At 63.3% G+C, this 15,460-nt stretch carries 12 protein-coding genes and 1 pseudogene; 5 read left to right on the forward strand and 8 right to left on the reverse strand.

Features of this window, described 5'->3' with window-relative positions:
- The first annotated feature begins 10 nt into the window (after positions 1–10).
- The 5 genes from EBN1_RS22035 to EBN1_RS22055 all read left to right on the forward strand — a co-directional run bounded on the left by EBN1_RS22035 (position 11) and on the right by EBN1_RS22055 (position 3,141).
- The gene (locus EBN1_RS22035) at positions 11–460 is read left to right on the forward strand and encodes a metal-dependent phosphohydrolase (RefSeq protein ID WP_157866791.1); all 450 of its coding nucleotides are present in this window, start codon (positions 11–13) and stop codon (positions 458–460) included.
- A gap of 73 nt (positions 461–533) precedes the next feature.
- Positions 534–701: a hypothetical protein gene (locus tag EBN1_RS22040; protein ID WP_157866792.1), complete on the forward strand. Its 168-nt coding sequence runs from the start codon at positions 534–536 to the stop codon at positions 699–701.
- 1 nt (position 702) lies between these two features.
- Positions 703–915, forward strand: coding sequence for a DUF4224 domain-containing protein (locus EBN1_RS22045; protein WP_041647974.1), 213 nt, complete (start codon positions 703–705; stop codon positions 913–915).
- A complete protein-coding gene (locus tag EBN1_RS22050) occupies positions 912–1,634 on the forward strand; it encodes a phage integrase central domain-containing protein (protein WP_011255055.1) in 723 nt (240 codons plus the stop codon). Before EBN1_RS22045 ends, EBN1_RS22050 begins: the two co-directional genes overlap by 4 nt.
- Positions 1,635–1,746: 112 nt before the next feature.
- Complete coding sequence (locus EBN1_RS22055; protein ID WP_049780414.1) at positions 1,747–3,141, forward strand: Fic family protein; 1,395 nt, start codon at positions 1,747–1,749, stop codon at positions 3,139–3,141.
- Positions 3,142–3,211: 70 nt separating this feature from the next.
- On the opposite strand, the pseudogene EBN1_RS22060 reads toward EBN1_RS22055, so the two are convergent.
- The 8 genes and pseudogenes from EBN1_RS22060 to traJ form a co-directional block, all read right to left on the reverse strand.
- Positions 3,212–3,487: pseudogene (locus EBN1_RS22060) on the reverse strand (type II toxin-antitoxin system RelE/ParE family toxin); the annotation flags it as partial.
- Positions 3,488–4,206: 719 nt separating this feature from the next.
- Complete coding sequence (locus tag EBN1_RS22065) at positions 4,207–7,812, reverse strand: zincin-like metallopeptidase domain-containing protein (protein WP_011255051.1); 3,606 nt, start codon at positions 7,810–7,812, stop codon at positions 4,207–4,209.
- 4 nt (positions 7,813–7,816) lie between these two features.
- Positions 7,817–8,056, reverse strand: a complete 240-nt coding sequence (locus EBN1_RS22070) for a hypothetical protein (protein ID WP_041647976.1) — start codon at positions 8,054–8,056, stop codon at positions 7,817–7,819.
- A 2-nt stretch (positions 8,057–8,058) separates the two neighbouring features.
- On the reverse strand, positions 8,059–10,143 hold the full coding sequence (locus EBN1_RS22075; protein ID WP_011255049.1) for a DNA topoisomerase 3: 2,085 nt from the start codon (positions 10,141–10,143) through the stop codon (positions 8,059–8,061).
- Positions 10,144–10,157: 14 nt separating this feature from the next.
- Positions 10,158–10,697 (reverse strand): conjugative transfer signal peptidase TraF, encoded by a 540-nt coding sequence (gene traF / locus EBN1_RS22080; protein WP_011255048.1) that lies wholly within the window; start codon positions 10,695–10,697, stop codon positions 10,158–10,160.
- The gene (locus EBN1_RS22085) at positions 10,694–12,598 is read right to left on the reverse strand and encodes a type IV secretory system conjugative DNA transfer family protein (RefSeq protein WP_011255047.1); all 1,905 of its coding nucleotides are present in this window, start codon (positions 12,596–12,598) and stop codon (positions 10,694–10,696) included. The genes traF and EBN1_RS22085 overlap by 4 nt, the downstream gene beginning before the upstream one ends.
- Positions 12,595–14,817 (reverse strand): TraI/MobA(P) family conjugative relaxase, encoded by a 2,223-nt coding sequence (gene traI / locus EBN1_RS22090; protein WP_011255046.1) that lies wholly within the window; start codon positions 14,815–14,817, stop codon positions 12,595–12,597. The genes EBN1_RS22085 and traI overlap by 4 nt, the downstream gene beginning before the upstream one ends.
- A 34-nt stretch (positions 14,818–14,851) precedes the next feature.
- A complete protein-coding gene (gene traJ, locus EBN1_RS22095; protein WP_011255044.1) occupies positions 14,852–15,226 on the reverse strand; it encodes a conjugal transfer transcriptional regulator TraJ in 375 nt (124 codons plus the stop codon).
- Positions 15,227–15,460 lie beyond the last annotated feature (234 nt).

Below are 15,460 nucleotides of genomic sequence, written 5' to 3' on the forward strand. Positions count from 1 at the left end.
TATCGCGCACATGCTGGCCAGCACCTGCTGCTTCGCCAAGCAGACGACGTTCTTCTATTCGATCGCGCAGCACGACTATCTCGTGAGCATGATCGTGCCGCCCGACGATGCGCTCGCCGCGCTGCTCGCGGACGCGCGGACGGCACTCGAGCAGCTGCTGCCGCAATGCTTCGAGACCGACGGTGATGCGGCCACCTACATCCTCGCGCGGCTCGGCCTACCGAGCGGCCTGCCCTCGGCGGTCGAGCAGGCCGATCTCGTGCTGCGCGCGACCGAACGCCACGATCTCGGCCGAGCGCACGACGCCGCGGTGGCGCCTCTCGAGGGGGTCCGGCCGCTGCCGCTGAAGATCCAGCCGCTGCCGCCGCTCGTGGCGAAGCACCTTTTCCTCGATCGCTATTACGAGCTTCGGCCGCAGCGGAGTCCGAGCGCGTCCCCTGTTCCCGAGGGCGCGTCATGACGCAGCAAGCGTTCCCTGGCTTTTAGGACGCCGCGCACGCGATGCCCGGCCTAGGGCCCCATGCGAGGCGCCAATGACTTCGCCATGGCCGCAGTGTGCGCCGGCGAGTTTCCCGGGAAGCGAGACCGGCGAGCTTTCGCTCGCAGGCGCGCGCCTTACGCAGATCCTGCTGCCGAACGAAAAGACCCGGCCGGAACACGCGATCGCGGTGGCGCTGTTGCCGCCGCCGAAGGAGGCATGAAATGTTCCTGAATAAAGACGAACTGCGCAACCTCACCGGCTACCAGATGCCCTCGGCGCAAAAGCGCTGGCTCACGGATCGTGGCTGGCCCTACGAGGAAAACGCCGCGGGATACCCGAAAGTGCTGCGCTCGGTTGTCGAGAAGCGCATGGGCGGCTCGACCGAACCTGTCCGGCGCAGGCAAGGCCCGAATCTCGAGGCTATCCTGCGATGATGGGACGTCAGCGAAAACATGGCCTGCACCTGCCGCCCCGCATGTACCTCAAGGGGCGCTCGTACTGGTACGCGGGAAAAGCCCGATGGATCAACCTCGGGCGAAGCCTCCCCGTCGTCCGGACGGAATGGGCCGTACTGGAGAACACCGACGCCCCGGCCGAGATGATGTCGAGCGTCATCGGCCGCTACCTGCGCGAAGTGGTCCCCGAGAAGGCCCCGAGCACGCAGGCCGGCAACAGGCTGGAAGCGGCGACGCTGACGAAGGTGTTCGGCCTCATGAAGCCGGCCGAGATCACCCCAGCGGACGTGTGGGACTTCATGCAGACGCGCGCGAAGACGTCGAAAGTCCGCGCCAACCGCGAACGGTCCCTGCTGCAGGACATCATGCGCCACGCGATCATGTGGGGGCACTGCAAGGACAACCCGGTGCGCGAGGTGAAGCCGTTCAAGGAAACCCCTCGCACGCGCTACGTCACCGACGCCGAGTTCGAAGCGGTCAAGCGGATCGCCTCTCCGATCGTGGCCGCGCTGATGGATCTGGCTCGCTTCACCGGCCAGCGCCGCGGCGATCTGCTCGCGCTGCGCCGCGATGCGATCACCCTTTATCCTCGCCAATTCTCGATACACAACACACCGACCCGGCAGAACTCCGCTTCGTTGGCCGTGACGACTACCAGTCCACGCGCCAGACCGCGGCCGGCAATCTGGCAGTCGTAAGGGCCAGAAGCGTTACTTGGCGCGAAAGCGGCCATCAAGTGGCACGACTGCTTATTTGCGCGCCACATAAAATGGCGCGATACTGTCTATCGCGCCACATAAAAGCGATTTCATGCCAAAAAAAATCCTCGACGAGGAGCTCCAACCCATCCTCGAGCTGATCGCCCGGCATCCGGGCGGAATCGGCATCGACGGGCTGCTCAAGGAGATCGGCCCGGCCTTGCCGCGCCGCACCCTGCAACGCCGTCTGGCCAGCCTGGTTGCGCAACAACGTGTGCGAACCGAAGGCGAGGGGCGCGCCCTCAAGTATCGATTCCCGGAAACCGTCGGCTCATCGGACGTCGAATTGCCTAACCTTCAGGCCTCCGGAACAGGTGAAACGTACGTACCTCTGTCCACCGAGGGGACAGCAATCAAGGCCTACGTTCGCCAGCCGCGCCAGCAACGCAAACCCGTCGGCTACCAGATTGGCTTTCTGGAGCAATACCACCCCAACCGGACAGCCTATCTGCCTGCCGACTTACGCGCCCAACTGCACAGCATGGGGCGCTCGCCCGCCGAGCAAGCGACCGCGGGCACCTTCGCGCGGGACATTCTCAACCGCCTGCTCATCGACCTCTCCTGGGCTTCCTCGCGCCTCGAAGGCAACACCTACAGCCGGCTCGATACCGAGCGCCTGATCGAATTCGGCGAGGCCGCCGAAGGCAAGGATGCACTGGAAACCCAGATGATCCTGAACCACAAGGCGGCCATCGAATACCTGATCCGCGACGTCGAACGCGCCGGCCTGTCAGCGGAAACCGTCATCGCCCTGCACGCCTTCCTGTCCGACGGTCTGATGCCCGATCCGCTCACGTGTGGCCGCCTGCGTGCGCGCTCGGTCGAAATCGGCGGCAGCGTCTATTTGCCGATCGCCCTGCCTCAGCGGCTGGAGGAGTTGTTCGGCATCGTGCTGCGCATCGCCGCCGAGATCGACGATCCCTTCGAGCAGGCCTTCTTCCTGATGGTGCATCTGCCCTACCTGCAACCTTTCGAAGATGTGAACAAGCGCGTCTCGCGGCTGGCCGCCAACATCCCGCTGATCCGGCACAACCTCTGCCCGCTGTCCTTCATCGACGTGCCGCAGCAGGCCTATGTCGATGCGATGCTCGGCGTGTATGAACTCAACGACGTCGCCCTGCTGCGCGACGTCTTCGTCTGGGCTTACGAACGCTCCTGCCAGCAATACGTCGCCGTGCAGCAGCAGCTCGTCCCGCCCGACACCTTCCGCCTGCGCTACCGCAACGAACTTGCCGAAACCGTCGCCGCCATCGTGCGCGGCGGGCAGCGCGCTGACGAAGCGGCGATCCGCGCCGTCATGCCGGCCACGGTGGGCAAAGACGACCGGCCGCGTTTCGTTGCCCTGACGTTGGCCGAGTTCAACACGATTCACCCCGGCAACGCGATTCGCTTCGGGTTGAGGCCGCTGGAATTTTCGGCGTGGCTAGAGCAGCATGGCGCTTCGTGAAGCCACACAAATCTCACGCAGGGTTTCAGGCCTGTCGCCAGGCAGCGATGCAGGAGCGGCGCGGCAGCGGTCAACCCGGCTTCCCGCTTCGGTGCCGCGCCCCCCATGCCGGGGTGAACTTGTCGCCGCCCGCCAGCAGGATCACCACTTCCAGGCCGCGCTGCGTGAAATACACGGGTTAGCCTGGCCCATAATGGATTCACATCTCCGAGACCCCCTCTCCCACCGATTCGCAGTCACCAAAGTTGCCCAACTCTGCCCGGCGGATTCGCAACTTAATGCGCGCTGCCGCCTGCGGGTCTCGGAGATCGGCAAACCAGGCGTCGAAAGATTCGGTGGTTTGGAGCGGAGTGGTTCAAGGATCAGACCTTCCTTGCTCTCGTCGATGGGCGCAGCCAGGGGATCTTGCGGAAGGCCCAGAGCGACGCCGCGAAACATTGGCCGAGGGAGGGTCCTGTTCCGCCAGCGAACGTGATTGCCGAACTGTCCTTCGGGTTTTGGCACAACCTGACGGATTCAGGTTGGAGCACCCTCTTTGGGTGCCTTACCTGCACAAAGCCTTCCGTCCTCGCAAGTCACCGAAGCGGGCGACCTTCAACCAGCAGCTCGGGAAGCGGCGGTAGCTTCGAAACCGGATCGCTCACCCTGAGCCGATCTTCCATCTGAACTTGATTGGCATCCACGAGACGCTCCGTGAAGTTGCCCAGACGTTGTAACCGGCTACGGCTGCGGTGATGCTCAAGACCAGCACCGTGCGTCGCGAAGTGATGGCCGCTAACTCCTACTGCAAGAGGCGGGGTATCTAGCTCCTCGCGCCCTCGGCCTTCGCGATTCGAGGAAGCAGCAATATCAGGCGCTGCCCGGCTCGCACAACTTGGGCGCGAGCCGGAACGATCAGACATCCAAGGATTAGCTGCTGGTGGGCTGGCAGGGCGTCTATGACTCGGTGCGCAATGGTGGCTATTTCGGCCTCTTCAGACTGGTTGGAAGCCGTGAACCTGGCCGTGCCAAGCGAAAAAACCGCCCCGGGGTGAGGCGGTTTAGGGTGGGGGAGCTACAATTAGATCACGCGATCCGTGCCGCGCGCCTCGGCTGCTGTTCCTGGATCTGTTTCTTCTCCTGTCCCTGGGTGTGCTCGCGCTTCTTTTCGATCTCGCGGATCACGCGGCCGACCTCTGCCTTTAGCTGGCGTTCAACTCCTTCTCGACCCAGCTCGCTCTTTGTAGCCAAGTCGTTGAAGTCGGTGCGCCCCTTCATCTGATCGAGAGCCGCCAGTTGTTTGTCATTGAGCTGGGCGCGTTTCAGCTCCGCCGTCTGCTGCTCGGTGAGCGTCGCCCCCTCGGGGTCCTGCTGCGCGTCTTCCAGGGCTTTCGTGGCTCGCAGGTGCTCCCGGTAAGTCTGCGGGGTAACGGGTTCCAGGTTAGCCGGATAGGCGTTCTCGCCCGGCGCGAAGATCGGGAAGATAGCTTTCCCGCCCACGGCTTTCGCGGCCTCCTGGGCCTTCACGCGGCCAGAATTGACGCCCTGCGTCAGCTCCAATTGCCGGTCGTCGTCGCCCAAGATGATGACCGGCTTGTCGGGGAACTTCTCGTGCAGAGCGTGGGCCACGGCGGGCAGGTTCCCGGAGTCGAATGCGGCGACGGTGGCGAAACCCAGCGCCTCGGCGTTGGTGGCCGCCGTCGCGTAGCCCTCTGAAATGACAAGCGCCGGGGCCGTGGCTAGCGCGTCCATGCCGCCGACAGGATGGAAGCAGCCTTCCTTTTTGCTGTCCTTCGCGAAGCGTTTGGTGCCGTCCTCCTGGATGTACTGCATCGTCCACTGCTTGCCATCGATGTCGAAAGCCGGAATGTAGGTCTTCTGCCCTTCCTTGTCGGTAAACGCGCCGGCATGGGCTTGGATGCCCTTGTCGCGCATGTACGGTGTCAGCTCGGCAACCGGTGCCAAGTCGGCCATTTGCTTGCCGACGCGCTGGGCGCTCGCTTCATGCAGGCGGTCTTGCTCTTCGGCACGTGCCGCCAGCTTGCTCGCGGCCTCGGCCGCCAACTTCGCCTTCTCCTGGGGATCGAGGGAATAGCCTTTCGACTTCCATTTCATCTCGATGCCGGTGCGGTTGTTCTTGATATAGCCGGCCGGGTGGCCGTCCAGGTGGCCGACGTAGAAACCAGCGTGTTCGCCCTTCTTGTCGCCCTCGACGCCGATCCGGTGTTTCTTGCCGTCCATGATGGGGTGCTCGTCGGTCACGTTGCAGCCCATCGAACGCAAGGCATCGGCGAACTCTTCACGCGGGTTCATCGCCGCGGCTTGCTGCGCCGGCACGTTGTCGGGCAACCAGCGTTGCAGCTTCTCCATGTCGGCCTTCGGTCCGGCATACCAGGACTTCGCGACCTTGTCCCAAGCTGCGCCGGCGGCCTTCGCCGCGCTGCGCTCGCCATACGGAACGGCCAGATAGACGCGCTCCTGGGCGGCCTTCTGACCGGCGCCGTAGTCTAGGGCCGGCATGTCGGCTGTGCGGGCCAGGGCGGGCTCTTGGGCGGTGCCTTGCGCCCATTTGGCGAAGGGGGTCGCATCGGCGCCCGGCGGGACATACCAAGACTGTTCCTTGCGGTCCCAGCGCGCCCCGAGGGCCTTGGCGTCGTCCTTCTCCTTGTATGGGACATTAAGGTAGGTCCGTTCGTCCGGGGCGGAGCGATCCGCCGTCTGCTTCTGCTGCTCTTCCAACTCGGCAATGCGCTTCTGCATGTCAGCGTCGTTGAGCATGACATTCATTTCCGCCGACTTTCGCGCCTCTTTAGCCGCTGAAATGTCCTCGTCCGTGCTGGCGGGATCACGGCGAACGCGGTCCTCATGAGCGCGGGCAAGGATCGCGCTGTGCTCATGCTCGTTATCGGTCGAATTGGCGGCAACCACGGCCAAACGGGACGCCAGATGCTCGGCCTGCTGGGCGTTCTCGAAGTCGTGCACGAACTCATAGCGCCCATCTTCGCGCTGGGCGTACACGCTCCAGAACTGCGGTTCCACGCCAAGATCCGCGGCCGCCGCGACGTGGGTTTCCCCGTCGACCTGGTACTCGGCGCTGGCCTGCACCTGGACGTTGCCGTTCCAGTCGTGCGGCAAGGTCGCCTCGAAGGCTTCATTGGCCGCTGCATCGAACGCCGCCACATCGCCGACCTTCCGCGCCTCGGCAACCTTCGCCTCCTCCCGGAGCTGTTCCAGCGGCTCGATGGCCGCCTGGATCTTCGCCTCCAAGGCCTCAACGGCTTCGGGCAGCTCATGCCGCGTCCAGAACTCGTTTTGGGTACTGAGGGGCTGAATCTGATCGAGTAGATCGAGGGCCTTGTCGATCTGCTCCAGCCGCGCGGTATCGAGGACACCGGGCAAGGTGCCGCGCTCCAAGTGTCCCAGCATCCAAGCTTCGGCCTTCACCGCCTTCGCGGCCCGGTCGGTAGCGTCATCGGGTCCGGCTTGCATACTGACCTCCTGTGTCGGAATGGCCTGCTGCGCCTCGTCACGCTCGGCCACGGTTTGCCTGGCTAGGGTCATCGCTTCGCGCCACTGAGATGCGGCAATCGTGTACGTCTCCTTGGCCTCCCGCACGGCAGGATCGGCATGGTGAAGCGGATAGCGCCGCTCGCTGGCATCCTTCTCGCCATAGACACGCACAAGCTCGGCTTGGAAAGCTTGGTCTGCAAGTTTCATGGCCTCGTGCTGGGTGACGGTCAGCTCGGCTACGGTCGGCTGCGGCTGCGCTTCCTGCTCCTGTGCCTGGCCCTGCTCCTGTACCTGCTTCTGCTCGAAGGCCATCACATAGTTTTTGATCTTCTCGGCCTCGGCCGCCGCCCGGAAGATCTCCAGCGAGTCATCCTCCAGGGCCTTGATCCACGAAGCGACATACGCGACGTGCTGTCCGGGATCGTGGCCAATGCCCAGTTCGTCGCCGATGATCATCGACGCGATTTCCGCCCGCAGTTCTTCCTTGGCGTACCCCTCGCTGCCGAACGGGTGCACCAGGTCGCGGTCAAGCCGGGACTCGTGCCCGGTCCAGTGCCCGAGCTCGTGCAGCGCCGTCGCATAGTAGTTGTCGGCGGTCGGGAATTGGCCCCTGTCAGGAAGGTGGATGCTGTCGGTCGCCGGCCGATAGAAGGCGCGATTGTTCTCGCCGTGGCGGATGACGGCACCCGAGGCTTTCACGATGTGCTCGGCCCGCTCGACAGCATCCCAAGTCTGTTCCTTGCGCTCGATGGGCGGAAGACCCTCGATCTGTTCCGCATTGAACACGGAGGCGAAGAACACGCGTGGCCGCTCCAGCATCACGGTTTGCTTGACCGGCTTGCCGTCGCCATCCAGGACGGGCTTGCCGTGCTCGTCCCGCTTCTCCTGCTCTTCGCTGAACTTCCAGTATTGAACGGGGGTGCCCTTCTCACCCTTGCGGACCTGGGCGCCGGCCGCCGTCGCCTGCTTGTAGGTCATCCAGCGGTTATCCGTGCGCCCCTGGCTCATCAGATAGATCGCGTTGATGCCCTTGTACCGCTTGCCAGTCGTTGGATTGACCGGCAGGAAGCCGCCAGGCTCTCCAGGCTCCCAAGGCCGTTGCCACGGCGCCGTGCCCGCCTTGAGCTGTTCAATCAGGTTCTCCGCGACCGTTTTATGGAACGGTTTCTTGGCCTCTGCCATGGCCTTAACCCTCCTGCCGCTCGGTCGGAACGGTCGCGTCCACCAGATCGACATCGCTGTCGAGCGCGTCTTGTTCGCTCAAGGCGTCTTCCGCGAAGGCGCCCACGCGCTCGGCCTCATCCGGATCGAACTCGGCCTGGTAACCGGGCGTCTGGGCGTCGATCAACTTCTCGCGGATCGCATCCGTCGCATTCGTCACGTCATCGAGGATCGCGGCTTCAGGATGGGTGATCTGCTCGGTCATGGTCATTGCTCCTGTTCGTGAGTGTTGTTGCGGCCGGTGCTGTAGTCGGGTCGGCCCTTGAGCTTCGGGTTCTTGCTCTCGGGATAGCTCTGCTTGCAAGTCGGGAAGTTGCTGCACGCCCACCAGAAGACGTCGGCCTTCTTCGTCGGCCGGCGAATCAGCCCCTGCCCGCACGCCATGCACTTGTAGAGAGTGGAAATCGGCAAGGCTTCACGGCCGCCGGCAATGGCGACGGCGCCATCGTTGGCCTTCGTCACCTGGTCACGGATGAACGTCTCTTGCTTGGCAATGAAGGCGGCCAACTCGGCCGTGCCCTGCTCGATGCCTTTCAACATGCGTTCGTAAAGGGCGGTCAGCACGGGGCTCTTCACGACTTCGGGCAGGGCGTCGATCATGCTGCGCCCCAATGTCGTGCCGATAATCTGCTTGCCCTTGGTTTCCAGGAACCCGCGGCGTTTCAGCTCGGAAATGATGGATGCGCGGGTGGCGGAAGTGCCGATACCGTCCTCCTCGCGCAGCATCTTCTTGTGCTCCGGCTCGGGCACAACCTTATGGATGTTCTCCATCGCACGGAGCAGCGTGCCCTCGGTGAAGCGGGCCGGTGGCTTCGTCTTGGCGTCCTTCCGGGTGGCCTGCTTGCAGGTCACGCCATCGCCCTTCTGCATAGCCGGAAGGCGTTGATTCCCGCCTTCGTCCGCGTCCTTCTCCGTGTCCTGCTCGTCGACTTCCTGGTAGACGTCGCGCCAGCCGTTGCGCGTAACAACCTTGCCGGTCGCAACGAAGGTTTCATCCTCGACCTCCACGACAACCGTGGTGCTCATGTACTCATGGACGCAGTAGAACTGCGCCAGGTACGCCCGCACGATCAGGTCATAAATGTTGCGCTCCCTCTCGATCAGGCCCGCCTTGCTGCCGTTGTGCATAGTCGGGATGATCCCGTGATGCGCCGTGATCTTCGAGTCGTTCCACGTCTTGGACTTCAAGCGCGGATCGGCACCGGCCACCAGGCCGGCCAGCTCCGGGTTCACGTGCTGAATCGCCTTAAGAACGCGGGGCGAATCGGCATGCTGCGACTCGGGCAGGTAGGCGCAATCGGTACGGGGATAGGAAGTCAGCTTGTGGGTTTCATAGAGCGTCTGGCAGGCGTTCAGCACGTCCTCGGCGCTGTACCCGAACTTGTTGGACGCAAGCAATGTGATGTCGGACAGGGCAAACGCGAGCGGCTGGTTCTGCTTCTTGGCCTCCTGCGTGTATTCGGCGACGGTGCCGGGTTTGCCGGTGACCTTTGCCACCAGCGCGTCCGCCACGGCGGTATCGACAAGGCGCCCCTCGGCATCGAGACCCGCCTGATCGACCTTCGCTCGCCAAGAGGCGAGGAAGGCACCGCCCGAATGCTGAATCGCTGCGCGGATGGTGTGATACGGGATCGGCTTGAACGCCTCGATTTCCCTGTCTCGCGCGACAACGAGCGTGAGCGTCGGGGTCTGCACACGGCCGACCGTGAGCAGACCCCGCGAACCACCGCGCTGTGCGCGCAGGGTATAGGCGCGACTGAGATTCATGCCGATCAGCCAGTCGGCCCGCTGCCGTGCCCGCGCGGCATCGGCCCAGCCGTGATAGGTGCCGTTGTCCTTGAGGGCGGCAAGGCCACGCTTCACGGAAACGGAATCCTGCGCGGACACCCAAAATCGCCGCGCGGGCTTGTTGCAGCGAAAGTGCTCCAGGACCTCATCGACCAGCAATTGACCCTCGCGGTCGGGGTCGGCGGCGTTGACGATTTCCGCCGCCTCCTTGAGCAGTTTGCCGATCACGGCGAGCTGCTGCTTGGCATCGTCCTTCGCCTTGAGCATCCAGTCGGTCGGAATGATGGGTAGCTCGTCGACCCGCCAGATTTTCTTGCCGCGGGCGTTGCGGGGAACGTCGTCGGGGGTGTACTCGTCGGGCTCCGCCTGTTCGAGCATGTGTCCGAAGCACCAGGTCACAGTATCGGTGCCGCACTCGATGAAGCCGTCGCCCTTCCCGCTCTGGCCCAGCTCGCTTGCGATGGCCTTTGCGACGGATGGCTTTTCAGCGATGAACAATCGCATCGTTCTTTCCTCCCTTACCAGGTGATGACCGGGGAAACGACTGTCACGATCTGGGAACGATTGATGGGGCCGAAGTAGCGGCCATCGAACGATGTGCCACTCATGTCGGACATGAGCAGCAGTTCGGCGGCGCCGAGGATGTAGCGGGTGGCATGGAACCGTGGCAGCGGTCGGCCGCCGGCATCGACAGCTTTGGGAGCACTGAAAGGCAGCAGCACGCCGTTTACGCGCACGCCATCGGCGGATACGGCAACGTCATCGCCTTTAGCGGCTAAAACGCGCTTCATCAGATAGCCGTAACCGCCGGCGCAGAAGCCGGCGCCGATGTAGCCGCGTTCCCGTGCCTCGTTGAAGACTTGGAGGTGCGGTGGGCAGAAGAGGACATAAGCCCCCTTCTCCACCGCTAGGCTTGGGCTCGTCCAGTACAGGCCGACCGGAATGCTCCTGGTGGTATTGATGCGTGCGCCGACCGAATACGCGAGGGCGGCGCCGGTGAGCCCCGCCGCGCCTGCCAAGGCCACCCCGACACTGATCTTCTTGAAGAGCTGCTTCATATCGTGATCCGCTCCCCTGCTTCCGCGAACTGGACCAGGCGATCACTGTCCTTGGGCGCGGGCACCGCAGCGCGCGCCAGGAAAATCGGATCTTTGAAGTAAAGCGGCTGCTTGCCATAAATCGCGGGATAGCCGGCCACGTACACCACCATGTCGCCAGGCTCTTCGATGTTGCCGTCTGCGTTCTTCCGAGGACCAGGCATCCGCAAGCACTCATCCGGTGTCAGCAAGGGGCGCTGCACTTCTTGGAACGTGCGGGAAACCTGCCCGAGCATCGCCGCCGTGCGGCGGCCGCTGGTCGTGATCTGCTCCTTGACTACGGTGGTCTGTCCGGTCAGCCGAGACAGGTGTTCGGCAGTCTCCACACGGTTCGGGGGATAGGCGTTCTGCACATGGCAGTTGGAGGTGATGGTTTCATCTGGTCCGTACCCCGTTTCACGGCTCTTGAGTTGGTTGATGTCCTGGCAGATCAGGTAGCACTTGATGCCGTAGCCCGCCACGAAGGCCAGTGACTCTTGCAGGATCTGCAACTTCCCAAGGCTGGGAAACTCATCGAGCATCATGAGGAGCCGGTGCTTGTAATGCGCCACCAGCCGCCCGTTGTCGAAGTCCATCTTGTCCGCGAGCAGACGGACAATCATGTTCACCATGACGCGGACCAGGGGCCGCAGCCGATCCTTGTCATTGGGGTGCGTGACGATATAGAGCGTTACGGGGTCATCTGAATGCATCAGGTCGCGGATGCAGAATTCGGAGCGACTCACGTTGCGGGCCACGACTGGATCGCGGTACAGGGCCAGGAAGGACTTGGCCGTGGACAGCACCGATCCCGCTTCTTCCTCCGGCCGATCCATCATGTCGCGGGCGGCGGAACCAATGGCATGGTGGTTCTGCCCGGCGACGTGCCCATAGGTCGCCATCTCCATCCAAAGCTCGCCGACGTCGCGGTTCGGATCGGCCAGCATCGCATCAACCGATGGGAGCGTGGCCGTCGTGTCGTCGTCCTTCGCCTTGTAGAGCGCGTGCAGAATCACGCCGACCAAGAGTGCAAACGCCGTTTTCTGCCAATGCGAACCCAGGCCCTTCCCGTCCGGGTCGACAATCAGGGTCACCAGGTTCTGAACATCGCCAACCTCGTGTTCAGTACCCATCCGGATTTCGTCCAGCGGATTCCAGCACACGCTACCGTTCGCAGTAGCCGGCTCAAACCGCAGCACGTTGTTCTTGGCGTGCTTCTTCCTCCACCCGGCAGTCATTGCCCACAGCTCGCCTTTCAGGTCGGTGACAACGGCGCTGTCACCCCATGACAACAACGTCGGAACAACCAAGCCGACACCTTTGCCCGAGCGGGTAGGGGCATAGGTCAAGATGTGCTCCGGGCCGTTATGGCGCAGATAATGAAAATTGCCGTCCTTGTCCTCCCAGCCCCCGACATAGACGCCCGTGGACGGGGCGGTGTCCTTGCCCGTGACAACATCCAAGAGACGGCGAGGCCGGGGCAGCAGCCCGGCAGCCTGAATGTCTTTCTTCCCGGCCCAGCGCGCGGAGCCATGCAGGTACTCGTTCGCCTTCGACGAGTTCGAGGACACGACTTTCGCCACCGCCACGCCCAGCAGCCCCACTGTGGAAATCATCATGCCCACACTGCCCGCCTGCATGATTTCGTTCGGATAGTGGGAATACCACTTCGATGACCACTCGAGGATCGACCACGGCGCATAGACGTGGTTGAAATGGCCGCCAAGGTTCGCCTGGTAATCGAAGATATGGGCGAAAAACTGGGTAGCAGACTGCAATCCGGCCCCAAGCGACACCGCCCCGAGCACGGGCAACAACTTGCCGCCCGCGCCTTTCTTGGTGCGGACTTGAGGCCCGACCGCATTGTCCATCTTGATCTTCATCGACTCCTTCCCTTCGACGTTTGGATCGAACCCCGAGGCGTGACGGTGACAGGATCGCCGACCGCTACACGGGACAAGCGCCGGGCCGTGGCTTGGTCGATGGGCAGAACCATGACAGCGTCAGCATCGTCTCGCCTGAGAAGAGCCAGCGTCCGACCTTCGACATGACGAAGACCAGCAAATGAAAAACCACGGGCATTCTTATTATATAAACTATTTTTCGGTATATCGAAATATTTTAGGGGCTTATCTTCGCGCTCGGCGAGGTATTCGTCCGCTGCAGCCTGTTGCGCGGGTTTCAGTCGTCCTACCCCAACAGCGTCCCGTCGCAATGCGTGATCTGATTGGGCTCGTTGCTGCTCCACGTGACGAGGAACATCACGCGGCAATAGCACTTCACCTCCGCCGACGATGCGAACCACACTGAGTTCGGACATTCCTCGCAAACGGTGCTGGCTTTGGGGCGGCGGGACTCGCCCAATGCGTCCAACGTTGGGCTTGCGGCCGACATGGGCGGGGGCGTCCATGCCGGCCCCGCCTCTGCCGTCGCTGCCTCCTCGGCCGGCTCCGGCGCCGGTCCGGGCACGGTTGTCGTCGGCAGCGGCGCTTGATCCAGCGCCGCCAAGGCGGCGTCGATCAGTTCGTCCTCGCTCGGTTCGTGCTGCTCGCTCATGTGCTTTCTCCTTGCTCAAAAGCTGTTGCCGCCGCAGTTCCAAAGCGGGATCCGCAAACGTGATAGGTAGCTGGGAATCGACGGCAGCCCTGATGATTTGAGCCTTGAACGCGGGGGTGCCGTTGACGGTAATCTGACTGCCATACCGCTCCATCGCCAGGCGCAGGGCGGCTTGCACGCCTTCGCGCGTGGCATCGCGGGAGACCTGAAGCTTGTCACCATCGTCGCGCACAGCCGACTGGCCGATGCGGAAGATGATCGTGCCCTTCTTGGTGATGTTGTCCTGAACGTGGGCGCGCTCGGACTTCGTTGCACCCTGTCCGGCGATCGTGTTGCCCTTGAGGCCCTGGGCCGCCTCACGACCCCGCAGGGCAGCCAGCGCGTCCGCATTGCCCTGTAGGGCCTCCTGCTTCAACCAGTCCGCCCAGGCCCGCCGCTTGAAGCCTTGGGAGAGCTTTTCCCGCTCTTTCGCATACTCCTTATGGATCTCGGCCAGTTGATCGCGCAGGGCGGTACTGGCCTGCGAATAGAGCGCTTTCTTGCCAACGCCCTTGCTATCGACAACCGTGATAGTCGCGCGCCTGAGCCGGTTGGCCCGCTTCGCACCGTCGACAGCACGATCCTTGCGGCGCCGGGCTTTCGCCAGGGAATCGGCGCGTGCCGCTGTGAGGGTCTGCTGCTCGGCCTTGTACCGGGCATAGAGCTCGACCGTATTGACGCGCAGGCCGATGGGGGGCTTTTCGTATTGCCGCCGCATCTTCGGTTCCGCCAGCCGATCCGGCGACGGCTCGAAGGGACCAAGCCGCGCCTCAAGACCGGGCTTGGAAAGCTCGCGGGCGATAGTGCTGGCTTTGACCCGCGTGCCGTCTGCCGCCTCCACAACCAAGCCATTGCCGCGCTCGCGCAGCTCAAGCCCGTTTTTCCTCATGACTTGGTGCAATTCGGTCCAAGATTGCGCCCCGCGCATTTCCTCCAAGGATTCCCGCCGTACCCAGCCGACGAGGCTTTCGACCCCCGCATGACGCTCCATGTCCGCTGCGCGCCCCTCGGCCACGGACCGCCGCGATTGGTGGTTGTCCCGCTCCAGCCCGCAATCCCGCTCGAGTACGGCGCACAGTTCCGCGAGCGTGCGATAGGACTGGAACGGCTCATGCATCGTGTGCCGCTCCGGGTGGATCTTGTTGATGGCGATGTGAAGATGAAGATTGTCGGTGTCATGGTGTACCGCGCTGACACGCTGGTGCTCGCCGTAACCGAGGCCGGCACAGATACGTTCCTCAATCACTTTCAACGTATCGGCGCTCGGGTGCTCACCGGGCCGAAAGCTGACCAGCAGGTGATAGGTCTTGTCGCCGGCCCCACGGGTGTTCTGCCGCTGCGTAGCAAGCACTTCCCCGATGACCGCCTGCAGGGTGGCGGCCGCGCAGTGGGTAGCGGTGACCGGCCCGAGGCGTTCCGTTTTGCCTTGCTCGTCGGTGATGTACTCCACCAACTCGGCGAAGTCGCTCTTGGCAAGGGACCTCATTGGGACGTGCTTTGCGATCACGCGCGAGCCTCCGGCGTTTTAGCCGCTAAAAGGATCATCGTTCGGCCCTCGGCATGACAACGGCCATCATGACCTGCCCCATCTCGTCCTGTGTCGCCTCGATTCGGGACAGGACCGCGCGAATAGTCGCCTCGCCAAACTGGGCGGTGCGCTCGTCGTTGGTGAGCCAAAGCTTCAGCAGCCCGCCGAGGCGGCCAAGGTCGCCGTTGATCCGCGCGAGTTCGCGCACCTGCTCGTAATCGACCACACCACCGATGCGGTAGCCCTGCCCGACTTCGCGCAGAAAGCGGGCGACGCTCATCCCGGCCCGCTGGGCCTGAGCTTCGATCAGCTTCTTCTCTTCCGGGAACACAGGCACCCGTAGGTGGTGCTTGCGTTTCCCGGCGATTGGCCTTGCGGTTTTCCCCATCGTCCAAGGCTCGCTTGTCATGTCGGCGGTAGCCGGCCCAACCTCGCAGAGCAGGATGCCCGTTGAGCGCCCCCGGCGCGAATAAGGGTTAGCGAAGGTAGATAACCGGCTCCGCTGGTTAGCTAACTTCGCCCATCCTGCCCGCCTTTCGGCGTTCATTACCCCAGGGAAAGTCTACGCCATCACTTTTGATTTATCCGCAGCGAGGCGCAAAACAAGTGTAAATATTTTAAT

It is taken from the genome of Aromatoleum aromaticum EbN1 (assembly GCF_000025965.1).
In the GTDB taxonomy this organism is placed as follows: domain Bacteria; phylum Pseudomonadota; class Gammaproteobacteria; order Burkholderiales; family Rhodocyclaceae; genus Aromatoleum; species Aromatoleum aromaticum.